This window comes from Paraburkholderia sp. BGA-UO-ETr-F12, assembly GCF_059567945.1.
Genome location: NZ_JCAQOZ010000029.1, coordinates 212,123 through 225,207, shown reverse-complemented (window position 1 = coordinate 225,207; position 13,085 = coordinate 212,123). Strand labels below are relative to the sequence as shown.

Here is a 13,085-nt window from a genome sequence, read left to right as displayed (position 1 = left end):
CCTTCCGGCCGTTGGTATTGTGCGCTAAACAGCGGATAATCAGGGACGTTTTCCCGAAGGAGGGCTCATGCGAGTCGGATTGTTCGTCACCTGCCTGATTGACCTGATGCGTCCGGAGATCGGTTTTTCGGTCATCAAGCTGATCGAAGGCGCCGGTTTCGAGGTGATGGTGCCGCCTGCGCAAACCTGCTGTGGGCAGCCTGCATACAACTCGGGTGAGCGGCGCATCGCACGCGATCTGGCCGAGAAGACCATGCGCGAGTTCGAACAATTCGACTACATCGTGGTGCCCTCCGGTTCCTGCGGCGGCATGATCCGTGCGCACTACGGCGACCTGTTCGCGAGCGATCCAGAACTGATGAACCGCTTTGGCCGCTTGCGGGCCAAGGTGTTAGAGCTGACCGATTTCCTCGTCAATGTGGCCAGGGTGCAATTGCAGCCTGGCGAGTTCTCGGGTCATGTGACTTATCACGATTCCTGTTCGGGGCTGCGCGAACTCGGCGTCAAGGCGCAGCCGCGCGCGTTGCTGGCGCAGGTGGGCGTGGCGGTGACCGAAATGAAGGATTGCGAGCACTGTTGCGGCTTTGGTGGCACCTTCGCAATCAAGTACGGCGACATCTCGACCGCGATCGTCGACGAGAAATGCGCGAATATCGGTGCGAGCGGCGCCGGCACGGTGGTGCTCGGCGACCTCGGCTGCATGCTCAATATTGAAGGCCGCCTGCGGCGCACGGGCGACACCACCACCCGCGTGCTGCACATCGCCCAGGTGCTGGCGGGCGACGCGTAAGAAGCGTCGCGGCGCCCCAGTACGCGCTTGATTCGAGACACGCCATTTCAGGCGCGTCATTCGCGCACCCCAGTCGAATTCGCTCAAGGCTGCCATGCAAGTCCAATCGATGCATTTCAAGGCCCGCGCGGGCCAAAAACTCGCCGACCAGCGTTTGCAGCAGAACCTCAGCAAGCTGTCGACCAAGTTCGTGTCGGCGCGCGCCGCGTCCATGACCGCGATCGATTTTTCCGCCACCCGTGCCGCGCTCAAGGAGCGCCGCAATCGCGCGCTGGAAAATCTCGATGTCTGGCTCGAGACCTTCGAACGCGAAGCGGCCCGGCGCGGCGTAACGGTGTTGTTCGCCGAGACGACGCAGGAGGCCGCGCGCCTCGTCGGCGATATTGCGCGCCGGCACGAGGTGAAGAAGGTGATCAAGACCAAGTCGATGGTCACCGAGGAAATGCGCCTGAACGAGGTGTTGGGGCAGATGGGCGTGCAGTCGATCGAAACCGATCTGGGCGAATACATTCTGCAGATCAACGACAACGAGCCGCCCAGCCACATCATTGCGCCGGTCGTCCATAAAGATAAGGACGAGATCGCCGATCTTTTCGCGAAAACGCACGACCGGCCGCGCCTGACCGAGATCACGGACATGACCCGCGAAGCGCGCGAGATGCTGCGCCCGCACTTCATGAGCGCGGATATGGGCGTAACAGGTGGCAACTTCGTAGTGGCCGAGACGGGTTCGGTTGTGCTGGTCACGAACGAGGGCAACGAAGGCATGTGCACAGTGATGCCGCGCGTGCATGTGGCCGTGACCGGCATCGAGAAAGTGTTGCCAACGCTGGAAGATCTGGCGACGGCGATGCGCCTCTTGCCGCGTTCGGCCACCGGCCAGGCAAGCTCGAATTATTTTTCATTGCTGACTGGGCCGCGTGGCGCGGGCGATCAGGACGGTCCCGAGCATATGTACGTGGTGCTGGTCGACGGAGGCCGCACGGGGCTGATCGGCGGCGATTTCCAGGACATGCTCCGCTGTATCCGCTGCGGCGCTTGCATGAACCACTGCCCGGTGTATCAGAAGGTGGGTGGTCATGCCTACGGTTGGGTTTATCCGGGGCCGATGGGCTCGGTGTTGACGCCGAGCTACGTCGGGATCGACAAGGCGCTGGATCTGCCTCAGGCGGCAACGTTGTGCGGTGAATGCAACAGCGTATGTCCGGTGGGCATTCCCTTGTCCGATTTGCTGCGCAAGCTGCGCGAGAAGCAGGTCGAGCGCCGGCTGCGACCGTGGCGCGAGCGGCTAGGGTTTGCCGTGTGGGGTTTCCTCGCGCTGCACCCGGATGCTTATGCGCTTCTCACCAGGCTGGCGGTTCGTGTGCTGGAACAAATGGGCGGCCGGAATCGTTCGATCGCCAAACTGCCGTTGGGTGGTGCGGGTTGGACCAATACGCGCGACATGCCGGCGCCGGTTGGCCGTACCTTCAGAGAACTTTACGCCGCACAACGCAGCCATATTGGCTGAGCGGGCAAGGCGTGCGGCTGGATTGCGCCAACGCCTGCCCGCCGCGTTGCCGGGTCAGTGGTCCGACATGCCGGGCTGGCGGCCGTAAGAACCTCTAGCCGAGGCATTGCCGCCGTTGCCGCGCCCGCCGCCATTACCTCCGTTACCTGCCTGCTGGGGTGGAGGCGACGGCGGACTGCCTGCGCCGGGGCGTGGCGCATTCGACCCGCTCGGTCCTCTCGGACCACCCACGGCGCCTTGAGGCGGCGGCCCCCCGCGTGGACCGGCGCCATTTGGCTGACCATGCCAGCCGCCGTTATCGCCGCGATTTCCGCTGTTTCCATAGTTGCCGTTATTCGGCCGGCCCCGATCCGGATAACCCGGGTAGCCCCGATATCCGGGTCCTGGCCCCGGTCCGTAATAGCGGCCCGGTCCGTCGTAGTAACCCGGCCCTGAGTAATTGCCGTAGCCCATGTAGACACTGGTTTGCGGCACAACCGGCACACCCGTGGCGTAGCCGTCGTAACTGCCATAGTCGTTGTAGCCGCCGCCATAGCCGTTGCCGTTCATGGCTGTGCCGTCAGGATAGACGGCACAGCCGCCTAGCAATGCGGCAGCGACGGCCAGACCTGCGAGTGGAGCAATAGGTTTCATTTGGACGACCAGTGCGAAGTTTTCATTTCCGTAAGACAGCTATTATCGCCAACCGTCGCACTAGCTTTGTATGCGTTTGTAAGGACTTCTCTTTTACGCCACGACGTACGTCAACGTTGTGCACGGCAAGCCGGTCAACGGACTGTTCCATCCAGCGCAACGCTGTATCTCGTCCCTATGGGTTTTTCCCGATTGTGAATTCCTATAGCATTTCGACTGGGCATAGTGCGTCACGAGCGTACGAGCCCCAATCGGAGAAACAAACATCATGAAAAAGATAATATCGGTGTACTGGCCCCTCGCCATCGTTGTGCCGCTTGCTGCGGCAGCCTATCTGCACATTTGCGGCAATGAGGCTATGCGTTCGTCGCAAGCGCCGCTCGCGGCCGATCAACTGACCGCGGAACTGGCTCGTGCCGTCTCGTACGGCATGGTCGACAGCACGGCGACGCTGCCGGCCAAACCCATGCGCGCCGTCACGGCAATGCCGCTAGCTGAAGCGTCTTAAGTCTCAAGTAACCAGGCGGCCGCCTTCCGGCGCGATTCGGCGCGGCTTTGTATAATCGCGCCACCGTTTCTTAACCGTCGATCCGCGGGCGTTCAGCGTCCGAAAGCCTCTGATGAAAACCGTGTCCATCTGCTTTGTCTGCCTGGGGAACATTTGCCGTTCGCCAACCGCGGAAGGCGTGATGCGCCGTTTGGTCGAGGAGGCGAAGCTTGCGGAGCAGATTCTGATCGATTCCGCCGGCACGGGTGACTGGCACATCGGCCAGCCGCCGGACGAGCGCGCGCAAGCCGCCGCCGGCCGGCGCGGTTATCAGCTTGCTGCGTTGCGCGGGCGTCAGATTGCGGCAGCCGACTTCGAGCGCTTCGATCTGCTGATCGCGATGGATGACAAAAACGTCGCCGCGCTGCGCCAGGTTTGTCCGGCGCAGCAGCGCGACAAAATCCGCCTGCTGATGGAGTTCGTGCCTGAAGCGGACGGCCGCTGGTCCGGCGCGCGAGAAGTGGCCGACCCCTATTTCGGTGGCGCCGAGGGCTTCGAGCAGGTGCTGGATCAATGCGAAGCGGCCTGCCGTGGGTTGATCGCAGCGTTGCGGCCCCAACTGATTGCATAAGTCTGCTGGTGGCCGGCAAGCGTCGGCTGCGCAATCCAGCAATTAAGCAAATGACCCAATTTGCGATAGGGATACTTGACTAATTCACTCATGTATTTATACTTGACCAAACTTGTCGAGAATTGCGGTTCCCACACCATATGAGACTCACCACGAAAGGCCGTTTCGCCGTCACGGCGATGATTGACCTGGCACTGCGCCAGGAGCAGGGCCCGGTGACGCTTGCGGGTATCAGCCAGCGCCAACATATCTCCCTGTCTTATCTCGAGCAGCTGTTTGGCAAGCTGCGTCGTCACGAAATCGTCGAATCCGTGCGCGGACCCGGCGGCGGCTACAATCTGGCCCGCCGCGCTGAAGACGTGACCGTCGCCGACATCATCATCGCTGTCGATGAGCCGCTCGATGCCACCCAGTGCGGCGGCAAGGGCTCGTGCGAGGGTACCAAGCAGCACGACGGCCATTGCATGACGCACGAATTGTGGTCGACGCTGAACCAGAAAATGGTCGAGTACCTGGATTCGGTTTCCCTGAAAGATCTGGTCGATCAGCAGCGTTCGCGCGAAGGTGCGCCGGCGGTGTTGCGTGATCGCCGCAATGAGGCGCCGGCGGTCGAACCTGCTCGCGTCGTGCCGAAAGGGCCTAATTCAGTTTTCAACATGGCCGGTTCCTAGGCGCGGCAGCTAAGCACACCGCAGCCTGATCAGAAACCCAGAAGCCAGAGCAATGACGTCCCCGGAGCAATTGATGAATAACGACACTCTCCACCTGCCCATTTACATGGACTACAGCGCGACGACGCCGATCGATCCGCGCGTGGTGGACAAGATGATTCCGTACCTGCGCGAGCAGTTCGGCAACCCCGCGTCGCGCAGCCACCAATATGGGTGGGACGCGGAACGTGCGGTCGAGGAAGCGCGCGAGAACGTCGCCGCACTGGTGAATGCCGACCCGCGCGAAATTATCTGGACCTCGGGCGCAACGGAGTCGGACAACCTCGCGATCAAGGGTGCGGCGCACTTCTACAAGAGCAAGGGCAAGCACATCATCACGGTGAAGACCGAGCACAAGGCCGTGCTCGATACCTGCCGCGAACTCGAGCGCGAAGGCTTCGAAGTTACGTATCTGGATGTCAAGGAAGACGGTCTGATCGACCTCGAGAAGTTCAAGGCCGCGCTGCGCCCGGATACGATTCTGGTGTCGGTCATGTCGGTCAACAACGAGATCGGCGTGATCCAGGACATCGAGGCAATCGGCGAGATTACCCGTGAAAAGGGCATTGTTTTCCACGTCGACGCGGCGCAAGCCACCGGCAAGATCGAGATCGATCTGCAAAAGCTGAAGGTCGACCTGATGTCGTTCTCGGCGCACAAGACGTATGGTCCGAAGGGCATCGGCGCGCTGTACGTGCGTCGCAAGCCGCGTATCCGCATCGAAGCGCAAATGCACGGCGGCGGTCACGAGCGCGGCATGCGTTCGGGCACGCTGGCTACGCACCAGATCGTCGGCATGGGCGAAGCGTTCCGTATCGCACGTGAAGAAATGGCGACGGAAAACGAGCGTATCCGCATGCTGCGCGACCGTCTGCTGCGCGGCCTGTCGGAGATGGAAGAAACGTATGTGAACGGCGACATGGAAAAGCGTGTCCCGCACAACCTGAACATCAGCTTCAATTTCGTCGAAGGCGAATCGCTGATCATGGCGGTGAAGGACGTGGCGGTGTCGTCGGGTTCGGCTTGCACGTCGGCTTCGCTGGAGCCGTCGTACGTGCTGCGCGCACTCGGCCGCAACGACGAGCTTGCGCATAGCTCGATCCGTTTCACGGTGGGCCGCTTCACGACCGAGCAGGACGTCGATTACGTGATTAACCTGCTGAAGACCAAGATTTCGAAGCTGCGCGATTTGTCGCCGCTGTGGGAAATGCACAAGGACGGGATCGATATTTCGACGATCCAATGGGCAGCGCACTGACGCGCCAGTTTGGACAACGTCGAATTTATCGAATTGCAATTTGCAGGTTGAAACGGATCAAGGAGTGTAATCATGGCTTATAGCGACAAGGTTCTGGACCACTACGAAAACCCGCGCAACGTCGGTTCCTTCGCGAAGGACGACGATGCGGTCGGTACCGGCATGGTCGGCGCGCCGGCATGCGGCGACGTGATGAAGCTGCAGATCCGCGTGGGTGCGGACGGCATCATCGAAGACGCGAAGTTCAAGACGTACGGCTGCGGTTCGGCAATCGCGTCGAGCTCGCTCGTCACCGAATGGGTGAAGGGCAAGACGCTCGATCAGGCCATGTCGATCAAGAACACGCAGATCGCCGAAGAACTGGCGCTGCCGCCGGTGAAGATCCACTGTTCGATCCTCGCGGAAGACGCGATCAAGGCAGCGGTCGCCGATTACAAGCAGCGTCACGGCGAAGCGGTCGTCGAAGGCGACAAGCAACACGCGTAAGCGTGTTGGAGTGAATCGAAGCGGGCGGTGCGGCTAGCAGTGCACGGCCCGGCATGAGCGATATTTGATGCAGGCAGGGTAGCAGCGCGGAAGTAGTCACAAGAGTGACGAACACGCGCCGCGCAATGAGAAACGCTATGGCAATTACGTTGACCGAAAAGGCAGCACAGCACGTCCAGAAGTATCTGACTCGCCGCGGCAAGGGTGTCGGGCTGCGCGTAGGCGTGCGCACGACCGGTTGCTCGGGTTTGGCCTACAAGCTCGAGTACGTGGATGAACTCGCGCCCGAAGACGAAGTATTCGACTGCAACGGCGTGAAGATCATTGTCGACCCGAAGAGCCTCGCTTACATCGACGGCACCGAACTCGACTTCGCACGCGAAGGGTTGAACGAAGGCTTCAAGTTCAACAACCCGAACGTGAAGGACGAGTGCGGCTGCGGCGAATCGTTCCGCGTGTAGATCGGTTCACTCCGCGTGCAGCGGATCAAAGGCGGCGCGTGCCGCCTTTTTAGTTTTATCCGCGTGTTTAGCCTGCACTCCGGTGCGCTTTCCTGAACGGACTCCTTTTATCTGATGGCATCGCTGAACGACAGCCACTTCGACCTGTTCGATCTGCCGGCGCAATTCGCGCTCGACGCAGCGGCACTCGATCACGCCTACCGCACGGTGCAGGCACAGGTGCATCCGGACCGCTTCGCGGCGGCCGGCGACGCCCAGAAGCGGATCGCAATGCAATGGGCGACGCGCACCAACGAGGCCTATCAGACGCTGCGCGATCCGTTGAAGCGCGCGACCTATCTGCTGCACCTGCGCGGCATCGACGTCGGCGCGGAGAACAACACGGCGATGGAGCCGGCGTTCCTGATGCAGCAGATGGAGTGGCGCGAAGGTATCGAAGACGCGGCCGCGGCGAAAAACGTCGACGCGCTCGATGCGTTGCTGACCGAACTGCGCGACGAAGAGCGCATGCGCTTTGACAAGCTCGGCGCGCTGCTCGACAGCGGTGCGAATCAGGCGGCGGGCGAGGCGGTGCGGCAGTTGATGTTCATCGAGCGGGTGGCGTCGGAAATCGGTACGCAGATCGAGCGGCTCGAAAATTAGCGCTGCAGCGTCGCGCATGAATACGCAGCCAAAGCAGACGTAGCAAACGCATTTAGCAACGCATCAAGCAACGCTTCAAGCAACGCATCCAGCAACGCGAAAATTCAGGACGGGGCCAAGCAGCTCCGAGAAGATCCAGATGGCCTTACTGCAAATCTCCGAACCCGGCATGGCGCCGGCGCCCCATCAGCGGCGCCTCGCGGTCGGCATCGATCTCGGCACCACCAATTCCCTCGTCGCCGCCGTGCGCAGCGGCGTGCCCGACGTGCTGCCCGACGAAGACGGCCACGTACTGCTGCCCTCGGTGGTGCGTTACCTGGAAAAGGGCGGCCGCCGTATCGGCCGCAAGGCCAAGGCTGAAGCCGCCACCGATCCGCGCAACACGATCGTGTCGGTCAAGCGCTTCATGGGCCGCGGCAAGGCGGAAGTGGAGGGCGCCGAAAATGCGCCCTACGATTTCGTCGACGCGCCCGGCATGGTGCAGATCCGCACCGTCGACGGCGTGAAGAGCCCGGTCGAAGTGTCGGCGGAAATTCTCGCGACGCTGCGCCAGCGTGCCGAAGACACGCTGGGCGACGAACTGGTCGGCGCGGTGATCACCGTGCCCGCGTATTTCGACGAAGCTCAGCGCCAGGCGACCAAAGATGCCGCGCGTCTGGCCGGCCTGAACGTGCTGCGTCTGTTGAACGAGCCGACCGCGGCCGCGATCGCCTACGGCCTCGATAACGGCTCCGAAGGCCTCTACGCGGTCTACGACCTCGGCGGCGGCACCTTCGATCTGTCGATCCTGAAGCTCACCAAGGGTGTCTTCGAAGTGCTCGCGGCGGGCGGCGATTCCGCGCTCGGCGGCGACGATTTCGACCACGCCCTGTATCGCCACGTGCTGGAACAGGCGGGCATTGCGCCGCAAACGCTCGCGCCTGAAGACGTCCGCCTGTTGCTCGACACAGTACGCGTGACCAAGGAGGCTTTGTCGGATGCGCCGGATGCAAAGGTACAGGCCACGCTCTCGAACGGCACCCAGATCGATCTGACGGTCGACGAGGCCACTTTCGAGGCGATTACTCAGGCGCTGGTTCAACGCACGCTGGGACCCACGAAGAAAGCGCTGCGCGATGCCAAGGTGACGACCCAAGAGGTCAAGGGCGTGGTGCTGGTGGGCGGTGCGACGCGCATGCCGGTGATTCGCCGCGCGGTCGAGTCGTTCTTCGGCCAGCCGCCGCTCGTCAATCTGGACCCGGATCAGGTCGTCGCGCTCGGCGCGGCGATCCAGGCCGATCTGCTCGCGGGCAATCGCGGCGCCGATGGCGACGACTGGCTGTTGCTCGACGTGATTCCGCTGTCGCTCGGCGTCGAAACCATGGGCGGTTTGACGGAGAAAATCATCCCGCGCAATTCGACCATTCCGGTCGCCCGCGCGCAGGATTTCACGACCTTCAAGGACGGCCAGACGGCGATGGCGATCCATGTCGTGCAAGGCGAGCGCGAGCTCGTCAGCGATTGCCGTTCGCTCGCGCGTTTCGAGCTGCGCGGCATTCCGCCGATGGCGGCCGGCGCGGCGCGGATTCGCGTCACGTATCAGGTCGACGCGGACGGTTTGCTGTCGGTATTCGCGCGCGAGCAGGGCTCCGGCGTGGAAGCGTCCGTGGTGGTCAAGCCGTCCTACGGTCTGGCCGACGACGACGTCGCGAGGATGCTCGAGGAAAGCTTTTCGACCGCTGAAGTCGACATGCGCGCGCGCGCCTTGCGTGAAGCGCAAGTCGAAGCGCGCCGTCTGGTGGAAGCAACCGACGCGGCGCTCGCCGCCGACGCCGAATTGCTCGACGACAGCGAACGCGCCGAACTCGACGCGCTGCTCACCGCGTTGCGCAACATCGCTGAAAGCGACGACGCCGACGCGATCGAAACCGCGACAAAAACGCTCGCCGAAGGCACCGACGAATTCGCTGCCCGCCGCATGAACAAGGGCATTCGCCGCGCGCTGGCCGGCCGCAAGCTCGACGAGATCTGAGCGCCTTGCGGCGTGTGTCGCGCGATGCGCGGCCCGCCGGCAATGAACCGCGCCGCGTGGACTTAAAAAGTCCGTGCAGCGTCAGTAAAATGGTACGGAGCCTTGTTTGCGGCCGCCGTGCCGCAGACCCAAACGGAAAATGTATGCCTCAAATCGTTGTGCTGCCCCACGTCGAACTGTGCCCGGAAGGCGCGGTGATCGATGCCGTGCCCGGCAAGAGCATCTGCGACAATCTGCTCGATAACGGCATCGAAATCGAGCACGCCTGCGAGAAGTCCTGCGCGTGCACGACTTGCCACGTGATCGTGCGTGAGGGTTTCGCCGCCTTGACGCCATCCGAGGAAGACGAGGACGATCTGCTGGACAAGGCGTGGGGGCTCGAACCGGCGTCACGCCTGTCGTGCCAGGCCATGGTGCCGGCTGAGCAGGATCTGGTCGTCGAAATCCCGCGTTACTCGATCAATCACGCGAAGGAAAATCACTAACTGGAGGATGCAGCCATGAAGTGGACCGATACGCAAGACATCGCGATGGCCCTGACTGACAAGCACCAGGGCATAGACCCGCAACAGGTGCGCTTCACTGATTTGCACCGCTGGGTTACCGAGCTGGAGGGTTTCGACGACGACCCTAACCGGTCGAACGAAAAGATCCTGGAAGCGATTCAGGCTGCATGGATTGAAGACGCGGATTACTGAGCACGGGGCTGGGTTTTCCGCGGGCGGCGGGGCGCGATTGATTCTGCTCCGGCTGCGGCAAAGAAAAAGGCGATTCCATTGGAATCGCCTTTTTTAACGCCTGGAGAATCTTCAGGCTGTCAGCGGTCAGCTTGCTACGAGCGTGCCGTTTTCGACCCGCACACGCTGGCCTTGCTGGAACGGCGGCGCTTCGTGATACGTGAAGTAGCGCGTCTTGCCGTTTTCCATCCGCACTCGCACTGAATAGGACGTCGTGCTGCGGATGTGTTTTTCAACCGAGTTACCGGCCAGGCCACCGCCGAGGGCGCCCAGCACCGTCATCGCGGTACGGCCGTTGCCACTGCCGAACTGGTTGCCGACTACGCCGCCGGCCACCGCGCCGCCGACTGCGCCGATACCCGTGCCATGGCCTTCCTGACGTACCGCCGAGATGCCCTCGACCGTGCCGCAGGTCGAGCAGTAGGCCGGTTGCGACGGCTGTTGCTGGGCGTACTGCGGTGCCGGCTGAGCTTGTTGTTGCTGAGCGTACTGTTGCTGCGTCGGCGCCGGGGCGCGTTGCGGCGCCTGCTGCGCTGCCTGTTGTGCTGCGGCCTGCGCGGCCACCTGTTGAGCGGCCGTGTTTGCCGGCGCAGCCGAATCGACCACGCCCGGCTGGGTGGCCACTTGCGCCGCCTGGGTTTGATCCGTTTGCGCGCTGGTGCTCGACGCCTTCGGGAACAAGCCCGTGACGGCCGCGGTCGCGGCCAGACTGGCGATGATCACCGCACCGGCAGCGGTGGCGACGAGCGGGTGAAGACGACGTTGTTGCGTGGATTTGGTATCTGGATTATCCATATTGGCCTCCGTCTGGAGCAGAGTCGACTGTTATTGAGACTTAGTGTCGGGCAAATCGATCCCCGGAGGGTTTCAATTTGTAACGATTTCCGGGCAATCATCGCGTCCCGTACGCGTCAAAGTCCGCCCAGTACGGCGGCGTGCCTGATTTCTTGCGGGTCCGCGGGAGGCTGGAAAAGCGGCGGACTGGTAGAGCATACGCACCTTTTACCGACGGTTACAAACTGTCAGGTTACGGCCCTACGTTTTTTCGCAGCTGCAATAAAAAACGCCCGGTATCGAGCCGGGCGTTTCTCTTTTGCGAGCCGTTACCGCGAACGACGCGGCGATCAGTCTTCGCGGCGCAGATGCGGGAACAGGATCACGTCGCGAATGCTCGGGCTGTCGGTCAGCATCATCACCAGCCGGTCGATGCCGATGCCGCAACCGCCGGCCGGCGGCATGCCGTATTCCAGCGCGCGGATGTAGTCGGCGTCGTAGAACATCGCTTCTTCGTCGCCGGCGTCTTTCTGATCGACCTGCTTCTTGAAGCGGGCAGCCTGGTCTTCCGGATCGTTCAGCTCGGAGAAGCCGTTGGCGATTTCACGGCCCGTGATGAACAACTCGAAGCGCTCGGTGATGCCATCGAACTTGTCCGACGCGCGCGCCAGCGGCGACACTTCGATCGGGTAATCGATGATGAAAGTCGGCTCCCACAGTTGCGATTCGGCGGTCTCTTCGAACAGCGCCAGTTGCAGTGCGCCCACGCCCGCGTTCAGGAACTGCGGCTGCGATGCGTCCACGCCGAACTTCTTCAGTTCCGTGCGCAGGAATGCGTCGTCGCTGAGTTGTGCGTCCGTGTATTGCGGTGCGTATTTCTGGATCGCCTGGCTGATCGTCAGACGATGGAACGGCTTGGCCAGATCGAGTTCACGGCCCTGATAGGTGATCGTGGCGCTGCCGAGCGCGTCGACCGCCGCCTGGCGGATCAACTGCTCGGTGAAGTCCATGATCCACTTGTAATCGGTGTACGCCGCGTAGAACTCGATCATCGTGAATTCCGGATTGTGGCGTACCGACACGCCCTCATTGCGGAAGTTACGGTTGATCTCGAACACGCGCTCGAAGCCGCCGACCACGAGGCGCTTCAGATACAGTTCCGGCGCGATGCGCAGGAACATCTGCATGTCGAGTGCGTTGTGATGCGTGGTGAACGGCTTGGCCGCCGCGCCGCCCGGAATCGGGTGCAGCATCGGCGTTTCGACTTCCATGAAATCGGCGTCCGCCATGAACTTGCGGATCGACGACATCGCCTTGGTGCGCGCGACGAACGTCTTGCGCGTTTCCGGCGTGACGATCAGGTCGACGTAGCGCTGGCGGTACTTCATTTCCTGATCGGCGAGACCATGGAACTTGTCCGGCAGCGGGCGCAGCGACTTCGACAGCAAACGCAGCTCGGTACAGCGCACCGAGAGTTCACCCTTGTTGGTACGGAACAGCACGCCGCGCGCGGCGACGATGTCGCCCATGTCCCACTTCTTGAAGGCGTCGTACGTTTCCTGGCCGACGTCTGCGGGCGTGATGAAGAACTGGATCTGACCCGACCCGTCGCGCACGGTCGCAAAGCTTGCCTTGCCCATCACGCGCTTGAGCATCATGCGGCCGGCGATCGCGACTTCAAGCGGATTGGCTTCGAGTGCTTCCTTGTCGGTCCCGGCGTACTGCGTTTGCAGATCTTCGGCGTGATGCGTGGGGCGGAAATCGTTCGGATAGGCGACGCCCTGCTCACGCAGCTCGCGCAGCTTTTCGCGGCGTTCGGCCATGATCTTGTTGTCGTCTACCTCGGGCGCGACATTCTGGGCCGCATTAGGCTGGGTCGGTTCGGTCATGATGGTTTGGTATTCGGTGGCCCGCACCAGGATGGTCCGCATGCGGGTGGCCAGTCAGTAAAAACC

At 62.2% G+C, this 13,085-nt stretch carries 15 protein-coding genes; 12 read left to right on the top strand and 3 right to left on the bottom strand.

Features of this window, described 5'->3' with window-relative positions; translation table 11 throughout:
- Positions 1-67: 67 nt before the first annotated feature.
- Both AC57B6_RS13705 and AC57B6_RS13700 read left to right on the top strand, forming a co-directional pair.
- Positions 68-790: a (Fe-S)-binding protein gene (locus tag AC57B6_RS13705; protein ID WP_496421524.1), complete on the top strand. Its 723-nt coding sequence runs from the start codon at positions 68-70 to the stop codon at positions 788-790.
- Between the two features lie 94 nt (positions 791-884).
- On the top strand, positions 885-2,300 hold the full coding sequence (locus AC57B6_RS13700) for a lactate utilization protein B (protein WP_496421523.1): 1,416 nt from the start codon (positions 885-887) through the stop codon (positions 2,298-2,300).
- A gap of 54 nt (positions 2,301-2,354) precedes the next feature.
- On the opposite strand, the gene AC57B6_RS13695 is transcribed toward AC57B6_RS13700, so the two are convergent.
- Positions 2,355-2,933, bottom strand: coding sequence for a hypothetical protein (locus AC57B6_RS13695; protein ID WP_081833214.1), 579 nt, complete (start codon positions 2,931-2,933; stop codon positions 2,355-2,357).
- A gap of 268 nt (positions 2,934-3,201) precedes the next feature.
- On the opposite strand from AC57B6_RS13695, the gene AC57B6_RS13690 reads away from it, so the two are divergent.
- The 10 genes from AC57B6_RS13690 to iscX all read left to right on the top strand — a co-directional run bounded on the left by AC57B6_RS13690 (position 3,202) and on the right by iscX (position 10,317).
- A complete protein-coding gene (locus AC57B6_RS13690) occupies positions 3,202-3,441 on the top strand; it encodes a hypothetical protein (RefSeq protein WP_028199489.1) in 240 nt (79 codons plus the stop codon).
- A gap of 112 nt (positions 3,442-3,553) precedes the next feature.
- Entirely contained in the window at positions 3,554-4,051 is a 498-nt protein-coding gene (locus AC57B6_RS13685) for a low molecular weight protein-tyrosine-phosphatase (protein ID WP_028199490.1), read from the top strand.
- A gap of 140 nt (positions 4,052-4,191) precedes the next feature.
- Positions 4,192-4,722 carry a Fe-S cluster assembly transcriptional regulator IscR gene (gene iscR, locus AC57B6_RS13680; protein WP_028199491.1) on the top strand — a complete coding sequence of 177 codons (531 nt, stop codon included), beginning with the start codon at positions 4,192-4,194 and terminating at the stop codon, positions 4,720-4,722.
- A 73-nt stretch (positions 4,723-4,795) separates the two neighbouring features.
- Positions 4,796-6,019, top strand: coding sequence for an IscS subfamily cysteine desulfurase (locus AC57B6_RS13675; RefSeq protein WP_028199492.1), 1,224 nt, complete (start codon positions 4,796-4,798; stop codon positions 6,017-6,019).
- Positions 6,020-6,091: 72 nt separating this feature from the next.
- Complete coding sequence (gene iscU / locus AC57B6_RS13670) at positions 6,092-6,505, top strand: Fe-S cluster assembly scaffold IscU (protein WP_028199493.1); 414 nt, start codon at positions 6,092-6,094, stop codon at positions 6,503-6,505.
- Positions 6,506-6,642: 137 nt separating this feature from the next.
- On the top strand, positions 6,643-6,966 hold the full coding sequence (iscA, locus tag AC57B6_RS13665; protein ID WP_028199494.1) for an iron-sulfur cluster assembly protein IscA: 324 nt from the start codon (positions 6,643-6,645) through the stop codon (positions 6,964-6,966).
- Between the two features lie 114 nt (positions 6,967-7,080).
- Complete coding sequence (hscB, locus tag AC57B6_RS13660; protein WP_028199495.1) at positions 7,081-7,608, top strand: Fe-S protein assembly co-chaperone HscB; 528 nt, start codon at positions 7,081-7,083, stop codon at positions 7,606-7,608.
- Positions 7,609-7,747: 139 nt separating this feature from the next.
- A complete protein-coding gene (gene hscA / locus AC57B6_RS13655) occupies positions 7,748-9,619 on the top strand; it encodes a Fe-S protein assembly chaperone HscA (RefSeq protein WP_028199496.1) in 1,872 nt (623 codons plus the stop codon).
- A 143-nt stretch (positions 9,620-9,762) separates the two neighbouring features.
- Positions 9,763-10,104, top strand: coding sequence for an ISC system 2Fe-2S type ferredoxin (gene fdx, locus AC57B6_RS13650; RefSeq protein WP_028199497.1), 342 nt, complete (start codon positions 9,763-9,765; stop codon positions 10,102-10,104).
- Positions 10,105-10,119: 15 nt separating this feature from the next.
- Entirely contained in the window at positions 10,120-10,317 is a 198-nt protein-coding gene (iscX, locus tag AC57B6_RS13645; RefSeq protein ID WP_028199498.1) for a Fe-S cluster assembly protein IscX, read from the top strand.
- A 126-nt stretch (positions 10,318-10,443) separates the two neighbouring features.
- On the opposite strand, the gene AC57B6_RS13640 is transcribed toward iscX, so the two are convergent.
- Both AC57B6_RS13640 and lysS read right to left on the bottom strand, forming a co-directional pair.
- On the bottom strand, positions 10,444-11,151 hold the full coding sequence (locus AC57B6_RS13640) for a glycine zipper 2TM domain-containing protein (RefSeq protein ID WP_028199499.1): 708 nt from the start codon (positions 11,149-11,151) through the stop codon (positions 10,444-10,446).
- Positions 11,152-11,480: 329 nt separating this feature from the next.
- Positions 11,481-13,019 carry a lysine--tRNA ligase gene (gene lysS, locus AC57B6_RS13635; RefSeq protein WP_046570233.1) on the bottom strand — a complete coding sequence of 513 codons (1,539 nt, stop codon included), beginning with the start codon at positions 13,017-13,019 and terminating at the stop codon, positions 11,481-11,483.
- Between the last annotated feature and the right edge of the window lie 66 nt (positions 13,020-13,085).

Coding starts and splice junctions, on each gene's coding strand:
- AC57B6_RS13705 (WP_496421524.1), top strand. CDS start 68: ATGCGAGTCGGATTGTTCGTCACCTGCCTGATTGACCTGATGCGTCCG.
- AC57B6_RS13700 (WP_496421523.1), top strand. CDS start 885: ATGCAAGTCCAATCGATGCATTTCAAGGCCCGCGCGGGCCAAAAACTC.
- AC57B6_RS13695 (WP_081833214.1), bottom strand. CDS start 2,933: ATGAAACCTATTGCTCCACTCGCAGGTCTGGCCGTCGCTGCCGCATTG.
- AC57B6_RS13690 (WP_028199489.1), top strand. CDS start 3,202: ATGAAAAAGATAATATCGGTGTACTGGCCCCTCGCCATCGTTGTGCCG.
- AC57B6_RS13685 (WP_028199490.1), top strand. CDS start 3,554: ATGAAAACCGTGTCCATCTGCTTTGTCTGCCTGGGGAACATTTGCCGT.
- iscR (WP_028199491.1), top strand. CDS start 4,192: ATGAGACTCACCACGAAAGGCCGTTTCGCCGTCACGGCGATGATTGAC.
- AC57B6_RS13675 (WP_028199492.1), top strand. CDS start 4,796: ATGAATAACGACACTCTCCACCTGCCCATTTACATGGACTACAGCGCG.
- iscU (WP_028199493.1), top strand. CDS start 6,092: ATGGCTTATAGCGACAAGGTTCTGGACCACTACGAAAACCCGCGCAAC.
- iscA (WP_028199494.1), top strand. CDS start 6,643: ATGGCAATTACGTTGACCGAAAAGGCAGCACAGCACGTCCAGAAGTAT.
- hscB (WP_028199495.1), top strand. CDS start 7,081: ATGGCATCGCTGAACGACAGCCACTTCGACCTGTTCGATCTGCCGGCG.
- hscA (WP_028199496.1), top strand. CDS start 7,748: ATGGCCTTACTGCAAATCTCCGAACCCGGCATGGCGCCGGCGCCCCAT.
- fdx (WP_028199497.1), top strand. CDS start 9,763: ATGCCTCAAATCGTTGTGCTGCCCCACGTCGAACTGTGCCCGGAAGGC.
- iscX (WP_028199498.1), top strand. CDS start 10,120: ATGAAGTGGACCGATACGCAAGACATCGCGATGGCCCTGACTGACAAG.
- AC57B6_RS13640 (WP_028199499.1), bottom strand. CDS start 11,151: ATGGATAATCCAGATACCAAATCCACGCAACAACGTCGTCTTCACCCG.
- lysS (WP_046570233.1), bottom strand. CDS start 13,019: ATGACCGAACCGACCCAGCCTAATGCGGCCCAGAATGTCGCGCCCGAG.